At 47.4% G+C, this 25,199-nt stretch carries 18 protein-coding genes and 1 riboswitch; of the genes, 17 read left to right on the plus strand and 1 reads right to left on the minus strand.

The window, feature by feature from the left end; all coding sequences use genetic code 11:
• Positions 1-78 precede the first annotated feature (78 nt).
• Positions 79-276 (plus strand): hypothetical protein, encoded by a 198-nt coding sequence (locus tag MKX75_RS04320; RefSeq protein ID WP_339170334.1) that lies wholly within the window; start codon positions 79-81, stop codon positions 274-276.
• Positions 277-363: 87 nt separating this feature from the next.
• On the plus strand, positions 364-4,335 hold the full coding sequence (locus MKX75_RS04325; RefSeq protein ID WP_339168548.1) for a DUF5695 domain-containing protein: 3,972 nt from the start codon (positions 364-366) through the stop codon (positions 4,333-4,335).
• 184 nt (positions 4,336-4,519) lie between these two features.
• On the opposite strand, the gene MKX75_RS04330 is transcribed toward MKX75_RS04325, so the two are convergent.
• Positions 4,520-5,467, minus strand: a complete 948-nt coding sequence (locus MKX75_RS04330; protein ID WP_254847939.1) for an AraC family transcriptional regulator — start codon at positions 5,465-5,467, stop codon at positions 4,520-4,522.
• 118 nt (positions 5,468-5,585) lie between these two features.
• On the opposite strand from MKX75_RS04330, the gene MKX75_RS04335 reads away from it, so the two are divergent.
• The 15 genes from MKX75_RS04335 to MKX75_RS04405 all read left to right on the plus strand — a co-directional run bounded on the left by MKX75_RS04335 (position 5,586) and on the right by MKX75_RS04405 (position 25,185).
• Positions 5,586-6,905 carry an extracellular solute-binding protein gene (locus MKX75_RS04335; protein ID WP_339168550.1) on the plus strand — a complete coding sequence of 440 codons (1,320 nt, stop codon included), beginning with the start codon at positions 5,586-5,588 and terminating at the stop codon, positions 6,903-6,905.
• Positions 6,906-7,044: 139 nt separating this feature from the next.
• On the plus strand, positions 7,045-7,917 hold the full coding sequence (locus MKX75_RS04340) for a sugar ABC transporter permease (RefSeq protein WP_083679658.1): 873 nt from the start codon (positions 7,045-7,047) through the stop codon (positions 7,915-7,917).
• Between the two features lie 6 nt (positions 7,918-7,923).
• Positions 7,924-8,778, plus strand: coding sequence for a carbohydrate ABC transporter permease (locus tag MKX75_RS04345; RefSeq protein WP_076333079.1), 855 nt, complete (start codon positions 7,924-7,926; stop codon positions 8,776-8,778).
• A 140-nt stretch (positions 8,779-8,918) separates the two neighbouring features.
• Complete coding sequence (locus tag MKX75_RS04350) at positions 8,919-9,794, plus strand: radical SAM/SPASM domain-containing protein (RefSeq protein WP_076333078.1); 876 nt, start codon at positions 8,919-8,921, stop codon at positions 9,792-9,794.
• Positions 9,795-10,121: 327 nt separating this feature from the next.
• Complete coding sequence (locus MKX75_RS04355) at positions 10,122-10,790, plus strand: pectate lyase (RefSeq protein ID WP_062837537.1); 669 nt, start codon at positions 10,122-10,124, stop codon at positions 10,788-10,790.
• A 44-nt stretch (positions 10,791-10,834) separates the two neighbouring features.
• A riboswitch (TPP riboswitch) is annotated at positions 10,835-10,943 on the plus strand.
• Between the two features lie 231 nt (positions 10,944-11,174).
• Complete coding sequence (locus MKX75_RS04360; protein WP_036672660.1) at positions 11,175-11,768, plus strand: ECF transporter S component; 594 nt, start codon at positions 11,175-11,177, stop codon at positions 11,766-11,768.
• Positions 11,769-13,340 (plus strand): ABC transporter ATP-binding protein, encoded by a 1,572-nt coding sequence (locus MKX75_RS04365; protein ID WP_339168551.1) that lies wholly within the window; start codon positions 11,769-11,771, stop codon positions 13,338-13,340.
• Positions 13,315-14,109: an energy-coupling factor transporter transmembrane component T gene (locus tag MKX75_RS04370; RefSeq protein WP_062837534.1), complete on the plus strand. Its 795-nt coding sequence runs from the start codon at positions 13,315-13,317 to the stop codon at positions 14,107-14,109. Before MKX75_RS04365 ends, MKX75_RS04370 begins: the two co-directional genes overlap by 26 nt.
• Before the next feature lie 149 nt (positions 14,110-14,258).
• Positions 14,259-16,514 carry a PQQ-binding-like beta-propeller repeat protein gene (locus tag MKX75_RS04375; RefSeq protein WP_339168553.1) on the plus strand — a complete coding sequence of 752 codons (2,256 nt, stop codon included), beginning with the start codon at positions 14,259-14,261 and terminating at the stop codon, positions 16,512-16,514.
• A gap of 130 nt (positions 16,515-16,644) precedes the next feature.
• Positions 16,645-17,454, plus strand: coding sequence for an ATP-binding cassette domain-containing protein (locus MKX75_RS04380; RefSeq protein ID WP_076333075.1), 810 nt, complete (start codon positions 16,645-16,647; stop codon positions 17,452-17,454).
• Entirely contained in the window at positions 17,451-18,122 is a 672-nt protein-coding gene (locus tag MKX75_RS04385; RefSeq protein ID WP_076333074.1) for a methionine ABC transporter permease, read from the plus strand. The genes MKX75_RS04380 and MKX75_RS04385 overlap by 4 nt, the downstream gene beginning before the upstream one ends.
• A gap of 46 nt (positions 18,123-18,168) precedes the next feature.
• Complete coding sequence (locus MKX75_RS04390; protein WP_083679657.1) at positions 18,169-19,026, plus strand: MetQ/NlpA family ABC transporter substrate-binding protein; 858 nt, start codon at positions 18,169-18,171, stop codon at positions 19,024-19,026.
• Between the two features lie 396 nt (positions 19,027-19,422).
• Positions 19,423-21,381 carry a methyl-accepting chemotaxis protein gene (locus tag MKX75_RS04395; protein ID WP_076333105.1) on the plus strand — a complete coding sequence of 653 codons (1,959 nt, stop codon included), beginning with the start codon at positions 19,423-19,425 and terminating at the stop codon, positions 21,379-21,381.
• Between the two features lie 80 nt (positions 21,382-21,461).
• Positions 21,462-21,767: a PAS domain-containing protein gene (locus MKX75_RS04400; protein ID WP_076333072.1), complete on the plus strand. Its 306-nt coding sequence runs from the start codon at positions 21,462-21,464 to the stop codon at positions 21,765-21,767.
• A gap of 178 nt (positions 21,768-21,945) precedes the next feature.
• Positions 21,946-25,185: a response regulator gene (locus MKX75_RS04405; RefSeq protein ID WP_175623780.1), complete on the plus strand. Its 3,240-nt coding sequence runs from the start codon at positions 21,946-21,948 to the stop codon at positions 25,183-25,185.
• The last annotated feature ends 14 nt before the right edge of the window (positions 25,186-25,199 follow it).

The following is a 25,199-nucleotide window of genomic DNA, read 5'->3' on the forward strand; positions in this document are numbered from 1 at the left end:
GGTCAAGAAGAGGGAGAGCACTATGGCATGGTATTTCAGGACAGTGATGTAGCCAAGTGGATCGAAGCAGCGTCATACCTGCATGGACATGATCACATCAGAGATACGTTTGGTAAAGTTGCCATTCAGCGCGGACCTTTCATGTATTGCCTTGAAGAAACGGATAACGGTGCAGGATTATATCGTATTCAGTTACCCGCATTAGCGGATTTTGAGGTGAACAGTGGTGGGGGAGGGACAGCAACAAGATGGAGAGGAGGTGATTCGCGCGGCTGAAGTTAAAAGGGCAAAATGAAGAACGGCTATAAGTCGTGTAACAGCCTATGAACGTTAACGATGAGTCCATATGAGGAGGCCAAGTTCATGAGGTTTAAAATGATGTTGACCGCAGTGTTATCCCTGGCGGCTGCGCTTGTATTTGCTACGGATCAAACGTATGCCCACGAGTTGTCCACTGACAAGCTCATTCTCCAGACGGGAAGTCATGGTGAAATCTCTTCCATTAAGATCAAGGGCGATGCTTTTCCGACGGAATACGTTATGAATCCAACCGTTGCACCAGAACAAAATACAGCAGACCACCAGTGGCTTGGTGAACTGATGTTCACGTATCGATTGAATGGTGGGGCGTGGACCAAAGCCTGGACCAATCTGTCGGCAGATGGTCGGACGATCACGAACTCCGGTAATCAGGTGACGGTGACGTATGCCAATGCATCGAATGCCCAGGGGATTCGCAATTTCAAAGTGATCGAGACCTATACCACCCAGACGGATGGATCCATTCTGTGGAAGATTGAAGTGCAGAATACGAGCGGCCAGAAGCTGGAGATTGGTGATTTCGGTCTGCCCTTGCCATTCAATGAACAGTGGACTTACGGTGATGCGATATATGAGACACGGGTTGTTACACACTCGTTTGTTGGCAACAACAGCTCCTATATTACGGCCAGCCGTCCAAGCGGCATTGGTTCTTATCTGATGCTGATTCCGGATGCAACGACGGGAGCAGGATTCGAGTACCAGGATCGGTGGCGTAATGAGGAACATCCGGGTAGCAAGTGGGCCTGGAATCCGGCAAATGAAGGCAAATGGATTGAAGGGCTGAACGTCTTCTATATTCATTCCAACGTGATCAAATCCACCAACCGGGGATATCTGCCAAATACGAGCCTGGTTCTGGAAGCAGGCCAGTCCAAGACATACGGATTCAAGTTCCTGGCTGTTTCGGACGAACATGCTGCGAAAAATGCACTGTATAACGCGGGACTTATTGATGTAACCGTAGTTCCAGGCATGATCGTGCCGACCAATCAGAAAGCAAAGGTGGATCTGCGTACGTCCAAGACCATCACCAAAGTGCAATATGCCAATGGCACGGTTGTACCGTTAAAGGAAAGCAAGCCTGGCGATCATAAAATCTATGAATTGCAGTTCAGCCAGCTGGGACCCAATAACGTGACTGTGGAATATGATGGTGGCAAAAAAACGGTACTGCAATTCTACGCCATTGATCCCGTCGACAAAGCGTTGCAGGATCATTCGACCTTTATGGTGGATAAAACCCAGTGGAACCTGCCGGGAGATATCCGGGACAAAGTGTTTGATGACTGGATGATGAATACCAAGTCCAAGCGCAATGTGTTCAACGGCTACTGGGGTTGGGGAGATGACTGGGGACTGACGCATGGACAGTTTCTGGCTGAAAAGAACACCCTGACACCCGTTGCCCGGGAAATTCGGGCCGTGGATGATTATCTGGAAACAGCGATCTGGACCAATCTGATGAATGGACATCATGAAGATTATCTGATTCACGATTTTCTGATGCCCGAGCCGAATACAACACCTACCTACCGTGGATATGCTTATCCACATGTGTATAACACATACTTCAGCATGTATAAAATTGCGGATTTATACCCTGACCTTGTTACTTACAAGCATGACAAGGAAACTTATCTGCTGCGCGCTTATAACATTTTTAAAGCCCTCTACGAAGGGCCTGTCGCCTACAACTGGAACACCGGGCTGATGGGAGAATTGACGACTCCGGATATCATTCAGGCTTTGAAAAAAGAAGGATATGACACGGAGGCCAACGATATTATCACGAAAATGAGAACGAAATACGGGAATTTCAAGAATACGACGTATCCTTATGGTTCGGAGTATAGCTATGACAATACAGGCGAGGAAGCCGTATACACGCTAGCGAAGCTGCATTCGGATCAAGTAACAGAGCAGAGTAGAGCATTGGAGATAATGGGCAAAATCAACCTCAAAACCCGTGCTTCCCGTGGACACATGCCGGTGTGGTATTACTACACGGACCCGGTAACGATTACCGGGGAGAATTGGTTTAACTTCCAGTACACAACCTCACTGGCCGGATACGCCATGGATGACTGGATTCGGTTCCATGAAGGCACCAAGCGGGAAGAACAACAGCGCTTGTCCTATGCCGCGAAGATTGCTAACGTAGGGGCCATTAACTCGGGACAGATTAGTGCTGACCCAGACAATTTTGGTGCAGCTTCCTGGACGTATCAGGCCGAGAAAGGCAACTATGGTACGAATGGAACTGGCGGTGGAGCCAATGTACCGTTATTGAATGGTTGGCGCGGGATGACAGGGGAAGCAGACCTGGGCCTGTTCGGCGCATTGCAGACATTGAGTGCAGATATTGCAGTGGACCCGATCTTTGGACTGACAGGTTACGGTGCAGATGTCACGCTGACGAATGGGCAATATAACATCACGCCATTAGATGGATTGTTCAAGCGACTTAATCTGATTACTGAAAAGCTATACATTGAACTGAACAAAGACCAGTATACTGGGGCCAAACTGGCTGTAGCGAAGGATTATGTCTGGCTGGATATGAAGAATCTGACACCAGGCCAGCCACACCAGACGTCCATTACGTTCCAGGGTTTGAAAACAGGCACATATCTGATCAAGGTGGACGGTCAGGTGAAAGGCAAATTCAATGCCTATCAACCGGTGAACACGTTGAAGGTAGATGCAGGTACAGCAGCGTCTTACAGCGTGGAGCTTACGCCTACGACGCCGGATGCCAACGCAGCTCCGGTCGTAGACGTGGGCGCAGATTCCTCCATCACGTTGCCTGACAAGATCCGTCTTCAGGGAACGGTTACTGATGATGGACTGCCGAGTGGTCGGTTAACGTTGGCATGGAGTTTGGTCAATGGACCGGCAGGAGCGCAGGTCTCTTTTGCATCGCCAACTTCAGCGTATACGCAGGCAACCGTTTCGGCTGCTGGTGTGTATACATTCCGTTTAACGGCTAATGATTCGATATTATCGGCAAATGACACCGTGCAAGTGATCGTGAATGCTGCACCGCCACTTCCGGAGAAGATGGCACAGTACAATTTTGATGAGAATACAGGCACAGCTGCCGCGGATTCTTCGGGTAGTGGCAACCATGCGACTGCCAAAGGTACAACTTCCTGGGTAACAGGCAAAAAGAACCGTGCAATTAGTCTATCCGGTACGGATGGTTATGTGCAATTGCCTGAGGGCATTGTCAGCAGGGCGGATTCTATTACGATTGCAACTTGGGTGAAGGCGAATGCTCTCAGTGATTTTACCCGCATTTTCGATTTTGGTTCAGGGACGGGAACCTATATGTTCCTGACACCGAAGGTGGGGAGTAATATGAGATTTGCCATCACCACTGGAGGTAATGCCGCAGGCCAGGAGCAAACGATTAATGTGCCCGGTCTCCCAGTGGGCGTGTGGAAACATGTGACCGTTACACTGACAGGCAACACGGGAATCATCTACGTGGATGGTGTAGAAGTCGGGCGGAATAACAATATGACGTTGAAACCGTCCAGTTTGGGTCAGACCAAGAATAACTATATTGGCAAATCACAATACCCTGATCCGTATTTTAACGGACTCATCGATGATTTCCGCATCTATAGCCGTGCACTGAGCGCAGCTGAAGTGGCAACCCTTGCATCTAGCACTTCGCTGGCCTTGAATGGGGAGGATGAAGCTGTTATCCTGCCGGATCTGAGTGAAGAGAACACACCTCAACTGGGCGTTAGTGAAGTGGAAAGTGTGGATGTGACGGCTGTGGTGGGTGAAATACCAACGTTACCTGCCGTTGTAACTGTGACGTACAGCGATGGTACAACAAATGACGTTGCAGTGGTCTGGAATGAGATAACGACTGAGCAATTAGCAACGGTGGGCACGTTCATGGTTGAAGGAGCCGTGGAGGGTACGGAACTGAAGGCGCAAGCGAACGTGACGATCATTGCTGCAACGGGAGAGGAGACAGTGGAGGGTGGAATTTAGATGGATGTAGCCGTTAATCGTAACGTAACAGGTACTAGGTAGCATCCCATATTCAACATCTGATAATATCATGCATTATTGCGGATTACACATGAAGAAGCGTCCGATTTGTCCGAAGATATGCGTTGCAGAGCAACGTGATCTCGACCTACCGGGCGCTTTTTGCTATACAATTTGGACAGACTTATAGCGACTTGGGTTTGTATTCGGTACCGGTAAATTTGTTGCGGAAGTTGGAGGGTGAGATGCCTTCTTTTTTGGAGAAGCAGGAAGAAAAGTAGGATACATGATTGAAGCCGATCTCCTCGGCAATGCGAGCGACGGACCAGGCGGTTTGCAGCAGCAGCTTTTTGGCCTGTTCTAGTCTGTAGTGTAGCAGATATTCCATCGGTGTCATGCCGTAGACCTTCAACATACTTCGGGCCAGATAGTTTGGGTGATAGTTGAGTTCCTTTTGCAGCAAAGGATTGGAGATCGGAAGTGAGTAGTTATGGCGGATATATAATTCAATCTTCTCAGCGATGCGAATGGCCGCTACATCGGACAGGGAGGATAGTCCACGATCCAGATGCTGCATGAAATGCTGAAAGCTCGCCTGTCGTTTCCAGTTTCGCATGGATTGTGGCTCCTGATCAAGCTGTGAAAAGTGTTCCAGCATCTCCATTTCCTTGGGTGAAATTCGCATATGTTTCGGGATGAAGATGGAGCATACATCGCAATGATTCAGATATGCGCTTTTCTTGTGTGTTTCAATGAGCTGGGCCTGATTCGCCAGACACTCATCCATATCGGAGGCTTCTTTCCAGCTGCCATAGGTTTGAAAATGAATCCAGAGTAGTTCTGTCTCCGTTTCACATGCAGAACTGCCGTAATGGTGGCCATCAGGCATGAGAATCAAGGCGTCTCCTTCCTGAAGTCGCCATTCCGTTCCATTCTCGTTGACGGCGAGAGCACCACGGGTAACAACGATGAGATCAAATACACCGATGTCACTGCGGCTGATATGATATTCACCAGCTTCGTAGTACGCACGTCCACAATCGATAAAATAGGGAATGGGCGGGGTGATGAAGTGAAGTATGGGTGAGTCCAATCCGGCACCTCCGAACAGGTTGGAATATTTAAAATTCATGTTGGCATCGAGCATTTATTTTTCATGATACAGCAAGTAACATAGAAAATAAAGCGCTTACGAAATTGGCTTTATCCTTCATTTGATTCATATCACAACCTTGGGAAGGGGATTTTACATGAAGAAAATGCTGGTTTGGTTAGGGGTATGTATTCTTGCGGTGATGACGGTCTTGGGTGGATGCAGTACGACAAAGGAAGCATCCAACGAGTCATCTGGAGGAAACGGAGGAAACGCACAAGGGGGAGCGACCAAACTCATTTTCTGGACGTTTGTAGATGCGCATCAGAAGTTCTATGAGAGTATGGCAGAGCAATGGAATCAGGAGCATCCAGATCAACAGATTGAATTGGAAGCGACCACGATTCCATACGACGATATGCATACCAAGCTGCTGCTTGCATTACAGTCGGGTGTAGGTGCACCGGATCTAGTAGATATTGAGCAGAGCAAATTCCCCAACTTCATGAAAGGCGTTCCGCAACTGGTGGATCTGACAGACATGATCAAGCCAGAGCTGGATAACATTGTACAATCCCGTGTTGAGATCTACAGCAAGGAAGGCAAGTATTACGGTATTGATTATCATGTTGGTGCAACCGTCATGTATTACAACCAGGAGATTTTGGATCAGGCCGGTGTGAATGCGGATGACATCAAGACCTGGAGTGATTTTGAGCAGGCTGGGAAGCAGGTGCTCGCGAAGACAGGCAAACCGATGATTACATTTGAGGGTAACGGCAACTGGTCCTGGTGGCCAGCCATCAGTCAACAGAAATCGGATCAGGTGGATGCAGACGGTAATGTGACGGTGAACGCGCCTGTGAATGTGCAGACGATGAAATTTTTCCAACAGATGGTCAAGGAAGGGGTAGCAGCTGTCGCTCCTGGGGCGGGTCATGATACGGAAGAATACTTCGGTTATATGGACCAAGGCAGTTCGGCGGCGGTATTTATGCCATTCTGGTTCATGAATCGGTTCACGGACCATATTCCGGATCTGAAAGGGAAAATGATCATTCGTCCAATGCCGGCATGGGAAGAGGGCGGCAACCGTTCAGCAGGTATGGGTGGAACGGCAACGTCCATTACGAATCAGTCCGGTGCTGTGGAACTTGCCGAGCAGTTCCTTGCTTATGCGAAACTGTCCAAGGAAGGTAATCTTCAGATCTGGAAACAGCTTGGATTTGACCCGATCCGTACGGACGTATGGACCGATCCAACCATGAAGGAATCGAACAAATACACGGATTACTTCGGGGATGATATCTTCGATACGCTGCTGAGTGTAAAAGACGAGATTGCTCCGGTCAATATTCGGGAGAAGTCACCGGAAGTGTTCGATGCCGTACGTAATAAAGCCATGCCAGATATTTTCATTAATCTGAAAGATCCTGAACAGGTATTGAATGCTGTGCAGGCTGAATTAACCCGTTGAGATAGGAAAGGCTTAAACATCAATTACATTTCTTTCATACAGAGTATACGGTTCATTCCAGGTTGGAGGTTGGTCCAAAGTGCAGCTGCAAAAGGAAACAACGGTTTCTGTACGCGCCACCAGACGGCGGAGAGTACGGATGAGTGCTAGAACATGGGCGCCGTATCTGTTTGTACTACCGTTCATTTTGTCTTTTCTCATCTTCTTTGCCTACCCGTTATTTCGAGCCGGGGTTATGAGTTTCCAGCAGGTGCTCCCCGGAGACGTACAGTTTGTGGGGCTTGAGCATTACGGCAAGCTGTGGAATGCCGATTTTCGGGCAGCACTGTGGAATAGCACGCGTTACACGTTCTGGACGCTGCTCTTGTTGGTTCCTATCCCACTCGTGCTTGCTGTATTGCTCAATTCAAGTCGCATGATGGCTCGTAATGTGTTCCGCTCTGCTCTGTTTATTCCGGCACTGACCTCCGTTGTTGTAGCGGGGGTTGTGTTCCGGCTTATCTTCGGCGAGCTGGATGGTGCGCTGATGAATTCCATCCTGAACCTGCTGGGTATTCCGAGCCAGCAATGGTTGTACAGTTCGTCCCTTGCGATGGTCGCACTGGTTGTCCTGGCAGGTTGGCGCTGGATCGGGATTAACATGCTGTATTTTCTATCGGCATTGCAGAGCATCCCCAAGGATCTGTATGAAGCGGCAGATATCGATGGAGCGGGTGTGCTGAACAAATTCACCAAGATTACCGTGCCGATGCTCAAACCGATCACGATCTATGTGGTGACGATTACTTTGTATGGCGGATATGCCATGTTCACGGAGAGTTATATGCTCTGGGCAGGCAAACCGTCTCCACAAAATATCGGGTTAACGATGGTGGGGTACATCTACCAACAAGGTTTCCAGTATTTCAATCTGGGATTCGGTGCAGCAATTGGCATTACGCTGTTGGTGATTACACTCGTGATCAGCATGCTTCAGCTGACCGTACTCGGCATGTTCAGGAAGGAGGATTAGGACTTGATGCACAAATGGGGAGTCAAACTGAATGTGGCTTCACTGCTGTTACTGGTGTTGTTCGTGATCTTGGGTATCTTGATGCTATTTCCGTTATATGCGCTAATCCTCGCTTCGCTGAAACCGGCAACGGAACTGTTTCGATATGGACTCAATGTTCGATGGGATTGGGCGTTAATGAGCTTCGAGAATTACAAATCGATCTTCACCGGAACGGGAGCAGCAGGGAACTATTTTATATGGTACAAAAACAGTCTTGTCATCACGGCATTATTCACGGTATTAAGTCTGCTGTTCTCCTCCATGGTCGGATATGGGCTGGGGGTCTATCGGTTCAGGGGTCAGAATCTGATCTTCACCCTGGTGCTGGTTGTCATGATGATTCCGATGGAAATTATCCTTCTTCCCTTATACGAACTGACGATTAAGCTGAAGCTGATCAATACGGTGTGGGGCGTTATTCTGCCTTTTATCGTGGCACCTTTGCCCATCTTCTTCTTTAGGCAGTTTGCCCAAGGTTTGCCGAAGGACTTTATGGATGCAGGACGGATTGATGGTTGTAAGGAGTTTGGCATCTTCTTCCGCATTATGGTGCCCTTGATGGCTCCGGCATTTGGGGCGATAGCCATTCTGCAGGCCATGAACAGTTGGAATAACTTTCTCTGGCCACTCGTGGTGCTTCGGACAACCGAACAATTCACTTTGCCGATCGGACTCGCGTCTTTTGTATCGCCACTGGGCAATCATTACGAAGAACTAATCGCTGGAGCCGTGCTTGCCATTGTACCGATTCTGATTCTGTTCCTGTTCTTCCAGCGCTTTTTTATCTCAGGACTCACGGTTGGCGGGGTCAAAGGATAATGGCATAAATCTTTAAACCCGTAAACAGTTCAACAATTTACCTGAGCTCCCTAACCCGATATAATAGTGGTGGCGCATATTGGCCGGATCACAAATGCAGGTGGGATTGTTCTCCCTCCGAAGCAGAATGGGGACCCGAGTTGAAAACGTTCAAAAAAGTATATATTGAGATCACGAGTATCTGCAATTTGGCATGCAGCTTCTGCCCGCAGACACAGCGTGCCAAAGGATTCATCGACCCTGAAGTCTTCAACAATATACTGGATCAAGTTAAACCACATACCAACCATATTTATCTACATGTCAAAGGTGAACCCTTGTTGCATCCCAAAATAGATCTGCTGCTCGATTCCGCACATGCGAAGGGACTCAAGGTGAACATTACAACGAATGGTACACTGCTGCCCAAGACTCAGCACAAATTGCTCGGCAAACCGGCGCTGCGCCAGATGAACTTCTCTCTGCACAGCTTCGATGGGCATGAGGGTTCAACCGACCGTGACGGGTACCTGAGCAATATTCTGTCTTTTGTACATGAGGCTGTTAAGCACAATGTCATCATTTCATTCCGGCTGTGGAATCTGACGCAGGATAACTTCACGAATGCTCAGATGAACCGAAATCGGGAGACCCTTGAAGTACTGGAACGTGAGTTCAATCTGGACTTCCGCATTGAGGAAAAAGTAGTTCCGGGCAGCGGGGTCAAAATTGCCCCGAATGTATACCTGAATCAGGACCATGAGTTCCAGTGGCCAAGTCTGGATGCACCTGAAGATGACGGCAAAGGCTTTTGCCATGCGCTTCGCAGTCAGGCAGCTGTACTTGTCGATGGAACGGTGGTTCCATGCTGTCTCGATGGCGAGGGTGTCATTAACCTTGGTAACGTACACGAGAAGTCATTCTCGGAGATTATTGAGGGCGAGCGAGCGAACAATCTGGTGTATGGATTTTCCAAGCGGGAAGCTGTGGAAGAGTTGTGTAGGAAATGCGGGTATCGTCAGCGATTTGGAGCATAGAATATATTAGTGAATATACTTAACTCTCTATAAGATCACGTTGTCTATAACAGATGATGTGGTCTTTGTTGTGTTATTGAGGCTGTAAATAGAGCATATCCGAAGTTGATATCGGTACATCACAAGTAGACATGATACCGCAAAACATGCTGAAACATCAGGTCCTATGCTGGAAAATGGTTACGTGACCTAATGATTATTCTCGTAACATTCCTTTATTTGGTAGGATCAGGGTAGGTTCCGAAGACAGAGATTTCTTTCTTAGTTTATATGAAGACAAGTCTCTGCTTGAACCCATTCAATCCAAATAAGGGAGGATGTTTATTTATGAAAAAGATGTTGACGGTATTGTTGTCGGTAGGTCTGCTTGCTTCTGCATTTGGTGCAATTCCGGTGTCGGCAGCTCCCGAGATTGTAAAGACAACAATCATTGTTCCTAAAGGAACGACGTATGATGGGAAAGGCAAAAGTGTTGCCGCAGATCCCAAAACATTAGGAGATGGCAGCCAGGCCGAGAACCAGAAGCCTATTTTCCGATTAGAAGCAGGAGCTACGTTAAAAAATGTTGTGATTGAAGCACCGGCAGCCGATGGCGTGCACTGTTATGGCAATTGTAATATTGAGAATGTAACCTGGAAGGATGTCGGTGAGGATGCGCTCACGCTGAAATCCGCAGGCACTGTAAATATCACGGGTGGTGCGGCGTACAAGGCCTATGACAAAGTGTTTCAGATGAATGCCTCCGGTACGATCAATATTAAAAATTTCAAAGCGAATGATATTGGCAAGCTGGTGCGTCAAAATGGCGGAACATCCTATGCGGTCACAATGAATGTGTCCAACTCTGACATTTCCAATGTAAAGGATTCCATCCTGCGGACAGATAGCAGCTCTACTGTAGGTAAAATCACAAATACACGTTATTCCAAAGTGCCAACGCTGTTCAAGGGCTTTGCTTCAGGAAAAACGAGCCAGTCTGGAAACACGCAATATTAAAGGATTGCCACAATTACCCATCTGATGTACATTAGAAGCAATGAAATAAGTGAACCGGGAGCTCAATGAAGTTGGGCTGAGAGAGTGGCCTTGTGCCGCTGACCGTACATCTGATCTGGGTAATGCCAGCGTAGAGAACATGGATTTACAATGTGTAAGGGTGAAATGTGCAAATTAATGGGGAAAACAACATGACTTCTTTTAACTGCGGTGGTTGGTCTGCTGCAACGGAGAGGGAGTGATTGATATTCCGTCTTTTCGACATCCATCCCATACATCGTTGTGAGGATTGTATCCTGTGCGTAAGGCCTGCCCGGAACCGGGGAGGCTTTTTTTGTTTACTTTTATAACCCCCACAGGGAGCAGAGGAAGGAAGTAGAGAACATGGCAACAACAGCAGGCAACAAACGATTGAAACTAACGGATATTCTGGTAACCATCGTGATCGCAGTGGTGTTTGGAGTGATCTACAAGATATGGGGACCTACGTATGACCTGATGAAACCATTCGGCGTTCATGCGGAGCAGATGATCTACGGCATGTGGTTTATGGCAGGCACATTTGCATTTGTCATCATTCGTAAACCAGGCGTGGCGATTCTTGCCGAAGTTGCGGCTTCAACGGTAAGTGCCTTTCTGGGCAGTGAATGGGGCATGTCCACACTTGTATACGGTCTGTTGCAAGGACTCGGAGCCGAGATATTCTTCGCTGCATTTTTGTATCGCAAAACCAATCTGTTTGTCACCTGTCTTGCAGCCATAGGTGCAGCGGCGGCTTCGCTCTTGCTGGATTACCAGTACGGGTATATTGATTCACTCTCCGCGTGGAACTATACGTTATTTATCGGGTTCCGCTTCATTGGAAGTATTCTGATTGCCGGAGTGTTCGCTTATTATCTCGCCAAAGCATTGGAACTGACAGGTGTAACACGTTCGCTTAGACCAGTATCCAAACAAGATTATGAGGCTCTGGATTAGATGAACGGTGAAGGGAATTCGCAAGCGGTAAGTGTGACGAATCTAAGATGCAAGTTCCCGGGAGAGAAGGCCTTGGTATTTCAAGGCTTGTCTCTCTCTGTGCGTCAAGGGGAGAAAGTGTTGTTGCTTGGACCGAGTGGCTCCGGGAAATCGACGTTATTGCAAATATTGAGCGGTCTGATACCACGTTCAGTTGAGATCCCGATGAAATGTGATGATATCCAGATTCCGACAAAGGCGGGAGTGGTCTTTCAAGACCCGGATACCCAGTTCTGTATGTCCTATACGGATGAGGAGATCGCATTTGTGCTGGAAAATCGAAATATTCCGCGTGAAGAGATGGCGGGTCTGATTGAATATTATCTGGATCAGGTGGGGTTATCCTTTGAACAAAATCGGACATTAATCCAATCGATGTCTCAGGGGATGAAGCAGCGTCTTGCGATCGCTTCGATGCTTGCCATGGACCCGGAGGTGTTGTTTCTGGATGAACCCACTGCACTGCTGGATGATGAGGGGACTTCCCAGGTGTGGGATACCGTCAAACGGATCGCCAGTGACAAGACGTTAATTATCGTTGAACATAAAATTAATGAGATTGTCGATATGGTCGACCGCATCGTTGTGTTATCACCTGAAGGAAAGATCGTGGCAGATGGGCCAGCACAGCAGGTATTCACGCATGAACGTGACAAGCTGAAGGCTTATGGAATCTGGTATCCGGGTGTGTGGGATGAGCACGAGCAGGCAGCTAAGGAGGAAGAGGGAAGTAATTCTGGAGAGCTTCAAGTGTGTGTGGATCAGGGCTTTCCGAGCTTGGAAGCACAGCAATCGTCTGGTTTATCTGAGACAAAGGGGACATTCCCCGTATCTCACGTATCATCTTTATCGCCTGTAGCGCCCCTCTATCAGCCTGCACTGGATTTGCAGCAGTTTACCGGATGGCGTGGGAAAACATCCTCCATTCAGGTGGAACAGGTCAAGGTATGGCATGGAGACTGGATCGGTGTTGTGGGAGCCAATGGTGCAGGCAAGAGTTCATTGTTATTATCCCTGATGAATATTTTGAAGACGACAGGTCACTATGAGGTGGATGGTCATCCCTCTGGTAAAACGGAGCAACTCGCAGATCGAATTGCGTTTGTATTTCAGAATCCGGAATTTCAATTTGTGACCAACACCGTCGCGGAAGAAGTGGAATTCTCCTTGCTTGGGGGCACGCTTACTACGAAAGAAAGACATGACAGGACTGAGCATATGCTCAAGCAATTTGGGCTAATCGATCTGTCCGAGCGTCATCCTTACCAATTATCGATGGGGCAGAAACGACGCTTGAGTGTTGCCTCCGCACTGGTGAGAGAGCAGCGTATTTTGCTGTTGGATGAACCTACATTTGGACAGGATGCCCGTAATACGTTCGCCATGTTGGCACAACTGGAGCAATTGCGGCGTGAAGGAACAGCCATCGTTATGGTTACCCATGACCGTGAGATTGTAAAAAGATATTGCACCCGAATCTGGACGGTGGATGACGGGAGGTTATCTGATGCAACTGTCGTTTCCTCACCGTGAAACCTGGCTTCATGCCGTCAATCCCGGCTTGAAGATGATTATTCTGACATTGATGTTTGTCTTCGTTATCCTTATTCACAATCTGAATGTAATGGCCAACGTCGCGGTAGCTATGATGCTGTTACTGTGCTGGACAGGCCACCCGTGGTACAGATTGATGCTGTACGCATCACCATTCATTCTGGTATTTATCTCTACGTCTACAGGTATGATGATGTTTGGTAAGGGAGAGACCACGTGGTATAAGTGGGGACTGATTCATATTACAGAAGAGAGCTTCTATCGCGGACTACACTTGGGATTTCGCTCGCTGAGCATGGCAGCGGCGGGCTTGCTGTTCGGACTGACAACGAAACCGGTAAGACTGTTTTATTCCCTGATGCAGCAGTGGAAGCTTCCCGCCAAATATGCCTATAGCTTTCTGGCGGCGATGCGCATGATCCCGATTTTGCTGGATGAATTCCAGACGCTCCGTTACGCGATTCGCATTCGTGGAACAAGGCAACGCGGCTCTCGCTGGAACGTGTATGGTACGCTGAAGCGTTACGCTATTCCGCTGCTGGCACAGAGCATTCGCCGTGCACAGCGAATGGCCGTAGCGATGGAAGCGAAGGGATTCACGGATGGCGCGAGCCGAACGTATTACATTCAGATTGGCTATTCGCGAGCTGATCTGTGGTTTGTATTTTATTATATGCTCACCTTAACCGCTGCTTATTACATGGGGGTCACTTTTCCTTATCATGCTACGATGGTGGATGTAAGGTAATACGGGAAGATGAAGAGAAATATATTGAGGTAAACGGTAACTATTTCCTGATCATAGGCGTCTATATGGAAATAACTTCTAATGGATGGGGATGAACGAAAGTGAAGACGGGGCCTGACTGGCAGAGAACAGGGTATAAATGGATTACCATGACTGGATTATCTGCTGTGCTGTTGACGGGATGGATGCTCCTGGATTCCAAAATGGTCGTGCTTGGAGGACAAGCTTCTGCTACAACGCCAAAAGCCTTGGGGGCAAGTCCCCAAGGCTCATCAACACAGTTGGTCTACAAACAAGGTGAACCTGTTATGCTCATGACCGACATCCCTCTGTTCAAAAACAGGAGGGATGGCACTGTGGCTGTTGACCTGATGGGGATTGAATACTATACGACGAAAAGTGAAAAGTATACCCTGGCATCGGTTCGTGGTGAGTGGATACAGCTCAAGTCATCCGAGCAAGGAGACTTTTGGCTGCCAAGTTGGTATGCGCTAAAAGGGAGCAGAAGCATGACGAAAACGGCTCCCCAAAGCTTCACGCTTCAATCGGGCAGTAAGCTGTATTTGGCCCCGGGTAGTGCTTCAACCTGGTCTTTTGAGAAAAGGCTAACAGATAAAGCTGTTATTGTTGCGGCGTGGGATGGCTGGTATGGCGTCTCCATTGCCCCTCGAATCTGGAATAAGGAATCGTCCACTTATCGCCCTGTACTGCTCTGGATCAAGGAAAAGGATATAGATCAACGAATGAATGTGGCTGATGGCTGGTTCGATCAGGAGGCATCGCTGCAGACTTCGGTTATACGCCATCTGACAGATATTAAGCTGAATAAGGCAACCACCTCCAAACAAGTGGCTGAGTGGTTAGGCGAGCCGGATTGGAAAGAGAGTTCAAGCAATCTAAATTACACGGGTTATTCAATGAGTATTGGACAGACCTGGAGATATGAGCGGGAAGATGGGCAATATCTGGTCACATTCAACAAGAATGGCAAGGTGGTCAGGACACGCTGGAATCTACCACAGGATAATCGAAATGCTGTTGTTTCCGATTGGAACATCAGTCGGGCGGATGAATATGGGTTCACAACAAAAATCTATGGCACAACACTGCCGACGACAATCCCTTGGGAACCGCTTTGGACGAACCAGGGGGATATTAACTACACTTTTTTACAAGCAGCCACGGATGACGTACTCCTGATGAAAGGGGATGACGGTGGATTTAGCGGGGATTACTACGAAGGTTCCATATATGCCCTTGACCGACATACCGGTCAGAAATTATGGGGGATTAATGGAGGCTTTGGAAGACAGCAGGCAGAGGTGGATACAGCACGCCAATACGTTACAATCTACAGCGATTATGACCCTGATAAGAAAAAATACGTGGATCGTATTCGTCATCTGAACTTGAAGAACGGAAAGGTCACATGGGAGTACACCCCTAAGCAGAATGTTAGACTGAATGGCATTACCGCTGCGAAGAACGTCGTGGTTGTGGACAGCCCCGTTTTTGAGAGCTCAAGCAACAGCTGGTTGACGGTTCTGGACAGTGCGAATGGAAAAACATTGTGGACGCGAAAACTGGCTAAGGGTTATGAATTATTGAACAAGAGTGCAGATGACCCTTATGTGTTGTACTGGGAAAAGAATAAACTGGTTGCAGCCGATCCGCAATCGGGCCGAACCGTATGGAGCTTGAAGGCCAAACGATCCACCATAGAACAACTTGGGAATGATCCATATTTTGATGGGATCGAACGTATGAATCCCTTTGCAACCACGAATGCCGAAAGATGGATATCGCTGGATAATCAATGGCTACTGCTTGATCTGAACACGGGCAAGAAACTTGCAAAACTTCCTGCTCGGGCAGGACAGAGATTTGAGGTGCTGAATGATGGCATGCTGTTGATCCGGGAGAACAAAAACGGCGATCATTACGGAAAATATGAAGATTTTACAACCACCCTGTACGATGCTAAGACAGGCAAAGCACACTGGACGCTCAAGGGCAAGGTTGAACGAGGCCTGGTGGAAGAGGATCAGTTGTATGTGATTAAGAACGGCTATCCAGCGGCTTTGGATTATAAAACGGGGGAGACGCGTTGGAGTGCCAAAGATTCGATTGCAACGCTAAGGTATCCAACGAATCAGGGAAGTTATCTGATCATTGATGATCAGTTGCTGTTGCCCATGGACGAGAATTTGCTCGTATTGAACAAAAGGAATGGAGCATTGCTAGGTCGTGTACATGACGTTGTGATGGGAAGCCCGGAGCACCGGGACCGGGATGCGAAGAATGGAACGATTAACCGAATTGGAAATGAAGTATATGTGGGTTCGTCCAACGGACGTTTTCGTGTATATGAAGCCAGCCTCCTTCAGGAGGCAATCTCACCTTAAAAGCTTGTCTCGTAAGGGATGTTGATTTATTATAAATGAACAGGCTTGCTCGCGCTCCGGTTATCGGCTGTGCGGGCTTTCTTCATGTGTTCTTAAGAACCATGCATGATCATTCACGGGAGGACTCTCCATGATCTCATTATATGGTGTAAGCAAACGTTATAACGAGCGCGGTTCCCGTGCAGATCAGGGATTCGAAGCATTAAGCTCGGTGTCCCTCGAAGTGGGACAAGGAGAAATACATGGCATTATCGGATCGAGTGGAGCAGGCAAATCTACACTTCTACGGATGCTCAACGGATTGGAAAAGCCGGATGATGGTGAGGTTGTTGTGAATGGGCAGAACCTGACTCAGATGAATGAACAGAGTCTGCGTCAGGCACGAAGATCCATTGGCATGATCTTTCAACACTTCAATCTTGTCAGTAACCGAACGGTGAGTGGCAATGTCTGCATGCCATTGGAACTCGCGGGTATATCTCGTGCGCAGAGAGTTGAACGTGGACTTGAGGTACTGCGGTTTGTTGGACTGGAAGACAAGGCAGATCAATATCCTGTTCAGCTTAGCGGGGGACAGAAGCAACGTGTGGCGATTGCAAGAGCACTTGCCAGTCGTCCGGATGTGCTGCTCTGTGATGAACCGACCTCTTCGCTTGATCCACAGACCACGAACGGTATCCTGGATGTGCTTCGTCACATCAATGAAACGCTGGGCGTGACCATTGTCGTAGTGACGCATGAGATGGAAGTGGCTCGTAGACTATGTCATAGGATATCGGTCATGAAGGATGGGCGACTCGTTCGAACGTTGTCTAAAGCGGAAGTGAGCAGTATCCCTGCTCCACAGCCTGATCTGCTGACCTCCTTGCTTGCGGGTGACGAATACGGGATGACAGGATCGTCTTGGTTACGTCAGGCAGAACAGGAGGACAAGTCATGAAGATACCTGAGTCTGTGCTAAAGTATCAGCATGAGATATGGCAGGCGATCGGAGAGACTTTTGTCATGGTAGGCATCTCCATTGCGGCAGCTGTTCTGATTGGGTTACCTCTGGGTACACTCCTGTACTTATTCCGGAGAGGACAACGGTATCAGAATCAAACGTTGTCCTTTGTACTCGGTAGTGTCGTCAACATCATTCGTTCGTTTCCGTTCTTACTGCTGGTTGTATTCATGATTCCATTCACACGGATCGTCGTGGGAACGTCCATCGGTACACTGGCGGCAACCGTGCCACTCTCGGTCATTGCGATTGCCCTTTACGCGAGACTGGTGGAACAAGCGTTGCTCGATGTACCGCGGGGAGTGGTTGAAGCTGCTGCTTCCATGGGGGCATCGACGATGCAGCTGGTGGTGAAATTCCTTTACGTGGAGGCACGATCTGGCCTTGTACTGGGAATCACAACAGCTACGATTAGCTTCATCTCCTACTCAACGGTGATGGGCATTGTAGGAGGTGGCGGGGTTGGCGATTTTGCCATTCGCTACGGTTATCAGCGCTTCGAAACGGAGATTATGGTATTTACGATCATCATTATGATTATCCTGGTACAGATGATCCAATTCACAGGTAGCAGACTGTCCCACTGGCTGGATCGCAGATCCTGAACGGTTGGACCGTGCATTATCACGAATAACCAATACAGATTATACGATGAGGGGTAGACACGAAATGAAAGCAAAAATGATGCTTATGTTGCTCGCAGTGATGCTGGTTGTAGCTGCTTGCGGACAAAAAGAAGAAACACCTGCGGCAGAAGGAACAAATGAAGATACTCAGGCAGCACAAGAAGTTACGCTGAAAGTAGCCACGTTGATTCCACCGATGACAGATGTACTGGATATTGTAAAACCGTTATTGAAGGAAGATGGCGTCAACTTGGAAGTTGTCGTGCTGTCCGATAACGTTCAGCCGAATACGGCACTCGCGAACAAGGAAGTGGATGCAAACTTCTTCCAGCACGTACCTTACATGACCCAATATAACGAAGCGAACAATGCAAATCTGGTGGCAGTACAACCTATCTATAACGCCATTTATGGAGGTTACTCCAAAAAATATAAATCCATTGAGGAATTACCAGAAGGTGCAACGGTCGCGATTGCAAACGATCCGTCCAACATTGGTCGCTCTCTTGTAATGCTGGAGCAGAACGGACTGATTAAGCTGAAAGAGGGCGTAGGTTTTAACGCCACGCAGGCAGACATCACCGAGAATACGAAGAACTTCAAGTTCGAGGAAGTGGACTTGTTGATGCTGGCACGTATGATGGATGATGCTGATCTGGTAGCCATGACTCCGGCATATGCCAGCCCGCTCGGTCTCACACCGAAAAAGGATGCACTGTTAACTGAGAAAGATGATTCCCACTTTGCTATCACTATGGTTGCTCGTGAGGACAACAAAGACTCCGAAGCTATTCAGAAGCTAGCTAAGCGCATGGCGGGTCCAGAGGTCAAAGCCTTCTTCGAAGAGAAGTACGCAGATATTGCTATCCCGGCATTTGAATAGAGAATATGTAGTCCAAATGTGAACACCCTGTGAGATCTGAGCGATAACGCTTGGGTCTTTTTTTTATGGAATCCGCTAGGCTATTAATAAGTGTTTAGAAACTTAACAATTTGGTCATACCGCTGATTTACTTTATTTAATAGTTTTTTCGTATAATTTGTTTGAAAGTAGTTCTTTAGGATTATAAATTAAGAGATTCAAGTGATTTATTTGGTGCGAAAAATGTCTTTTGCGAGAGGTAAGACCTAGTTTTTAATATCTTGAGTTTAATATCTTGAGGAAGAGGAAAGTTGACCTGCACTTTATGAGAGCTAGATCAAGCAGAACTATAAATTAATCTGGAAGAGGTAGAGAAATTTGTCCCGAAAAAATAGAAAATCGACCTGGTTCAACAAGATGCATAAGAACTTTAAAACGAAGCTGGTGGTGTCCTTTATTGCGTTCTTGGCCATTCCTTCGTTAAGTATTGGCGTTTTATCGTATAGCAGTGCGAAGGATGAAGTGGAGAAACAAATTTTACATAGTGCGATGGAAAACGTGAACCTTGCCAGTGCAACCATTGATCTTTCGATCAATGCCAAGCGCAATCACATTCAATACTATGCGAGTACACTGGCACAGGAATTGCGTCAAGAAGATGCCGAGGTTCAGGTCGTGAATGAATTGAAGGGGTACGCTGCGCAGAACACCGATATCATCACCATAGGTGTGGGAACGGAAGCGGGTGTGTATCTGATGTCCTCCGATGCGGAGATGCCCAAAGATTACGATCCGCGAGTAAGACCGTGGTATACGGAAGCGATGGGAGATCCGGAACAGGTGATTGTTACAGATCCTTATATTTCTGCCGAGACGAATGAGATCACCATTACGATTGCCAAGGCACTGAATGATCAATCGGGCGTGGTCCAACTGGATCTCGATCTGTCCAATATCAGTACCTTGGTGAGCGGCATTAAAGTAGGGGAACAAGGTTATCTAATTCTGCTGGATGCCAGCGAAAAGTATATCTATCATCCGACGGTACAACCCGGTACAGATGCAACAGAAGATTTTTGGACACAGGTGTATACGAATGAATCTGGAAATTTCAACTATACCTTTGATCAGGCTGATAAAGTCATGTATTATGCTACGAATGCATCCACGGGATGGAAGGTCGCTGGCACCATGTTCTCTTCTGAAGTTGAGGATGCGGCTGCGCCTATCCTGAATCGAATGATCATCGTCATTGTGTCTTGCCTCGTCGTGGGTATTTTGATTATCTGGCTGGTGATGCGATCTATCATTAAACCGATCCGTCAGTTAAAGGACCAGGCGATTCAGGTGAGCGAAGGGGATCTAACCCAAACGATTACTTCCACAAGCCATGATGAAATTGGTGAACTGAGTGATGCGTTTGGCAAAATGCAGCATAATCTGCGTGTGTTGATACAGAATGTGGAGAACAGCGCCAGTCAGGTGGTCATCTCATCGGATGAAATGACTCAGAGTGCGGAATCAACCAGTGCAGCCAGTGAACAGGTAGCGCGAGCCATTCAGGAAATTGCGAGTGGTGCGGAGAAGCAGACCCAAGGTATTGACCATAACCATCAGGCCATGAATGAAATTACGATCGGAATTACACGAATAGCCGAACGTTCCATACAAGTTGCTGATTTGGCAAAACATACAACCGTACAAGCGGAAGAAGGCGGCAACACCGTCAAGCAGACGGTGGGTCAGATGCACTCGATTCAAGAAACGGTAGCACAGACGAATCAGATCATTCAGGCTTTATATGAACGATCACACCAAATTTCAGCGATCACGGAGTTAATCGGAAGTATAGCCAAACAGACCAACCTGCTCGCGCTGAATGCCTCCATCGAAGCTGCTCGTGCAGGTACGCATGGGAATGGATTCGCTGTTGTGGCAGCAGAGGTCCGGAACCTAGCAGAGCAATCTGGGCAGTCCGTCAATGAAATTACCGTGCTGACTACGGCAGTACAGGAAGACATGGCCGCTTCCGTTCGCATGATGGAGAAAGTGACCACAGAGGTTGGAGAGGGCATGGAAATCTCTACAGAGGCGATTCGGAAGTTTGAACGTATTCTGGATAGTATGCGGGAAACGACACCCCAGATTGAAGAGATTGCAGCTACTTCTCAAGAGATCACAGCAGGTGTTCAGGAAGTATCTGCTGTGTCCAATGAGCTGGCAGGCATTGCTTCAGGCAACGCCGCGGCATCCGAAGAAGTGGCTGCTTCCTCAGAGGAGCAACTGGCAGCAATGGAGCAGATTTCTGCCTCGGCTCGGGGCCTTTCTTCCATGGCTGAAGAGCTGCAACGCCTCATTAGACAGTTTAAATATTAAACGGGCATGTAGCAGCAGTATCAGAGAGTATCACACAGGGATGGCATCACATCATGTTTCATCAGAGGGAGTGGATAACCATGCAACTAGAACTCAGAGCCTTCTTACTGCTAACGGATGCGGTTATGATTACAGATGAGGATGGTGTGATCCTTGATGTGAATTCCGTCTATGTCACTAAAACGGGGTTCTCACGGGAACATATGGTAGGTCAGCCTGCTCGATTGTTAATGGATACCCACTGGAGAGGCAACCAGACCTGGTCTGGCGTAGCCAAACTGATGAAGGCTAATCAGGAAGTGTGGGATGCCCAAGTCACGATTACATCGGTACATCTGGATGATTCTCTCTTTTATATCAGTATATTTAATGATGAAATCTCATAAAAAAAATCGTTGTTTTGCGATAAGTGTATGTTAGCTGAAAGGGTCTGTTACTTTCAAAAAAAAGGTCAATATCGTCAATTGAATAAGGGAGCCTGGCATACTATGATCTGTATACTGGGGAACTGCGACCGTGAATCTGGCAACATTCATTGAATGCAAGAATTCCTGAATTCGTATTGTGGACGGTGACCATTTGCTACGCGATCTTGTATTAAATTTCACGCTGATTTTGATCTTTGTTTTCCTGATTCATCACTATCTGAACCAAACAAATGCAACGCGCACGTCTTCCATTACGACTCGAGTGATTATTGGCATTGCACTGAGCATGTTGGGTACAGCCTTATATTATTTCTCCATTGTACTAAGTGATGGTACCATGTTGAATTTCCGGGCCAGTGTGTATCTGCTCGCCTCTTATTTTGGTGGGAGTGCCTCCACATTCGTTACTTTTGCATTCATGTGGATTTTTCGAATTAATATGGGGCGTAATCCCTTGTTGGAGAACTGGCAGTATGCGTTATTAGAGTTGTTCTTTGTTGTAGCCATATGCCTGATCTTCAAGTACGTCAGGGGATTTATGCAGAAGTGGTTGTTCGGATCGTTACTGCTGATTACTGTATATGAGTTGATTGTACTTAAGACATATTCTCCTTCTCTACTAGTGATGGGGATGATTCTCCTTTTTCAATGTATCTGCTTTTTGGCGATTGTACTATTCCTGTATTATCTGAACCAAAATCATCGATATAGGCGATTGGTCATTCAAAGGGATCGGGAAATGCTGGAGATGCTTCGTATGCAGCCCGGGTTTACGTTTAAAATCCATAAACAGAACGGGAAATTCGAATACCTTCTGCTTGAAGGAGAGATGCTCGCCCGGTTGGGTTTGGATATGAGCAGTCTGAAGCATGATTACAAGTTGGGCACCCTGAACATTTTACCTAAAGAGAAGGTTGAGTTTCTACGAAAGCAGTTTAATCGAGCATGGGAAGGGGAATCTTTTTTTTACGAGATTGAGCATGAAGGTTACTATTCACTGGTGAAAGTTCGCCCTCTGCGAGAAGATGGTGTAGTGAAGTATGTCGTGGGATATGGACTTGATATTACGGAGCACAGAGCAGTTAAACGAAGAATTCAAGAGAGTGAAGAGCGATATCGAACACTTGAGCGAGTGTCGGCAGACTGGTTTGTCGGTATGGATAGCAACAGGTGTATTGTGTCGGTTAATCAGAAATTTCTGGATGTTCTCGGTCTCGACAGGCACCAAGTGATCGGACGTCAGCTTGAAGAAATGTTGTTCATTGAGCAGTTGGAGCACTGGTTGTTGATTTTCCAAAAAGCCTTACACCATAATATAGTCCAGGAGACGGAATTGAGTTTGATTATTGGAGAAGGTCATGAGCAGCATGTGCGGGTTCACCTATACCCGGATAAAGCGCTTAACTCAAGTGAGAAAATTAAGGCGGTTATTCATGATATTTCGGAACAGTATAAACGTGTTAAGGCCGACAAAGCGAACCAGGCGAAAAGTGAGTTTCTTGCCTTTATGAGTCACGAGATTCGTACCCCACTGAGCGGTATTATCAGCTTTTCGTTGTTGCTTCAACGGACAGATCTATCCCCACAGCAATTGGATTATTTGAGTAAAATCAATGCGTCCTCCCAAACCCTGCTTACTCTCGTGAATGATATTCTTGATTTTTCAAAAATTGAGGCAGGTAAGCTGACTTTGGAGAAGGTTTCTTTTTCACCAGAGGATGTATTCAAGCGTGTGGCAGATCAGATCGGTGTGGCCATCGGGCACAAAGACATCGAAGTGATCTTTACGACCGATTCCGATCTGCCGTTAACGGTGATTGGTGATCCGTTCCGACTTGAACAGGTGTTATTGAATCTGCTGAGTAATGCGATTAAATTTACGGAGCATGGATATGTCACATTGCGGGCAGAGGTGCTTTCATTGGAAGCGGAGCAAGTTCAGGTCCGTTTTGAGGTAGAGGATACGGGGATTGGAATCTCACCTGAACAACTGGAACGGCTTTTTGTCCCGTTTACTCAAGCGGAACCTTCGACGTATCGAACATATGGTGGTTCTGGACTTGGGCTGGTGATCTGTTATCTTCTGGTGACCTCCTTGGGAGGAAACTTGCGTGTGGATAGTGTGCTGGGAGAGTACAGTCTGTTTTCGTTCGATTTGATATTTGAACTTGCAGATACGGAAGAAGAGAGTTCATTTCTGCAAACATTCCCTTTGCTATATTGTGTGAATGATGTGGTTATCATTGAAGAGGATGAACGGATGGGCGAAAGCCTGAAGCAGATGCTCTACTCATTCGGGATGAAGCCAACGCTGTATCCTTCCTTGAACCATATGATGGAGAGCGATTGGTGTGTACCTCATGCAGATGGGGCAAGTTCCCTGTTAATAATGATGGATATGGATGCAGAGGACACCGTCAACGGGTCGTCATGGGACAATTTCATGAAACGATTGAATCGAACCCAATTTCAAATGGTGGGTTATACCCATGCTTTTAGTGAAAATGCCCTATGGAGTGAGGAGAGATCCTTTCGCCCGGATATCATGATGATCAAACCGATTACACGTCTGGGGTTGTTCGAAGTTTTACTTGCACTTCAAGGTGAAGGACCACTGGAGAACCATCGGAGGGTAGAAGGCGATGAACCCTATTTGCTTAAATCCAAAGGCCACATTTTGATCGCTGAGGACCAAGAAATCAATCAACTGGTTATTCGAGCGATGCTGGAACATATGGGATTCGAGGTGACGCTGGCAGACAGTGGCACAGAGGTTTTGAAGAAATTGGGTGAACAAACATGGGAATTGATTCTAATGGATATGTACATGCCCGAAATGAATGGAATTGATGCAACGCGACACATTCGCAAGATGAGGCAATATGATCGTACGCCCATTATCGCGCTAACTGCGAATAGTCTACAAATAGATCATGAGACTTGCTTTGAGGTTGGTATGAATGCCATCCTGACCAAACCGATTCATGAACAACAGATGACAGATACATTGGAAACATGGATTGATGTGAAAGGCATGCGAGAGATCAGCGGAATTGATGCAGATAAGGCGATTAGGCAGATGGACGGCAAGCCGCATATTCTGCAATATGCGCTCACGAAATTCAGAATGGAGTATGGCCCGTTTCAGAAAAAACTGACGATTAAGCTTCAGCAGCAGCAGATTGCTGCTGTGATCCGCAGCGTTCATTCACTCCGAGGCGTAGCTGCCAATCTGCATGCAGTGGACCTGTTACGTCCGGTTCTTCAACTTGAATCGCTCTTGTCCCGTCCGTTATTCGAAGAAGAGGAACTGAATTCGATATTGGAGAAGGTGCAACAGGAGATTGATAGAATTACCGAGTCTCTGCCATGGTGACCGAGCTGAATGAA

The sequence above is a fragment of the Paenibacillus sp. FSL R5-0341 genome (assembly GCF_037975235.1).
In the GTDB taxonomy this organism is placed as follows: domain Bacteria; phylum Bacillota; class Bacilli; order Paenibacillales; family Paenibacillaceae; genus Paenibacillus; species Paenibacillus amylolyticus_A.

Excerpts from the sequence above, each read along its gene's own strand:
- MKX75_RS04325 (WP_339168548.1), top strand. The coding sequence starts at position 364 with ATGAGGTTTAAAATGATGTTGACCGCAGTGTTATCCCTGGCGGCTGCG.
- MKX75_RS04330 (WP_254847939.1), bottom strand. The coding sequence starts at position 5,467 with ATGAATTTTAAATATTCCAACCTGTTCGGAGGTGCCGGATTGGACTCA.
- MKX75_RS04335 (WP_339168550.1), top strand. The coding sequence starts at position 5,586 with ATGAAGAAAATGCTGGTTTGGTTAGGGGTATGTATTCTTGCGGTGATG.
- MKX75_RS04340 (WP_083679658.1), top strand. The coding sequence starts at position 7,045 with ATGAGTGCTAGAACATGGGCGCCGTATCTGTTTGTACTACCGTTCATT.
- MKX75_RS04345 (WP_076333079.1), top strand. The coding sequence starts at position 7,924 with ATGCACAAATGGGGAGTCAAACTGAATGTGGCTTCACTGCTGTTACTG.
- MKX75_RS04355 (WP_062837537.1), top strand. The coding sequence starts at position 10,122 with ATGAAAAAGATGTTGACGGTATTGTTGTCGGTAGGTCTGCTTGCTTCT.
- MKX75_RS04360 (WP_036672660.1), top strand. The coding sequence starts at position 11,175 with ATGGCAACAACAGCAGGCAACAAACGATTGAAACTAACGGATATTCTG.
- MKX75_RS04365 (WP_339168551.1), top strand. The coding sequence starts at position 11,769 with ATGAACGGTGAAGGGAATTCGCAAGCGGTAAGTGTGACGAATCTAAGA.
- MKX75_RS04370 (WP_062837534.1), top strand. The coding sequence starts at position 13,315 with ATGCAACTGTCGTTTCCTCACCGTGAAACCTGGCTTCATGCCGTCAAT.
- MKX75_RS04375 (WP_339168553.1), top strand. The coding sequence starts at position 14,259 with ATGACTGGATTATCTGCTGTGCTGTTGACGGGATGGATGCTCCTGGAT.
- MKX75_RS04380 (WP_076333075.1), top strand. The coding sequence starts at position 16,645 with ATGATCTCATTATATGGTGTAAGCAAACGTTATAACGAGCGCGGTTCC.
- MKX75_RS04385 (WP_076333074.1), top strand. The coding sequence starts at position 17,451 with ATGAAGATACCTGAGTCTGTGCTAAAGTATCAGCATGAGATATGGCAG.
- MKX75_RS04390 (WP_083679657.1), top strand. The coding sequence starts at position 18,169 with ATGAGGGGTAGACACGAAATGAAAGCAAAAATGATGCTTATGTTGCTC.
- MKX75_RS04395 (WP_076333105.1), top strand. The coding sequence starts at position 19,423 with ATGCATAAGAACTTTAAAACGAAGCTGGTGGTGTCCTTTATTGCGTTC.
- MKX75_RS04400 (WP_076333072.1), top strand. The coding sequence starts at position 21,462 with ATGCAACTAGAACTCAGAGCCTTCTTACTGCTAACGGATGCGGTTATG.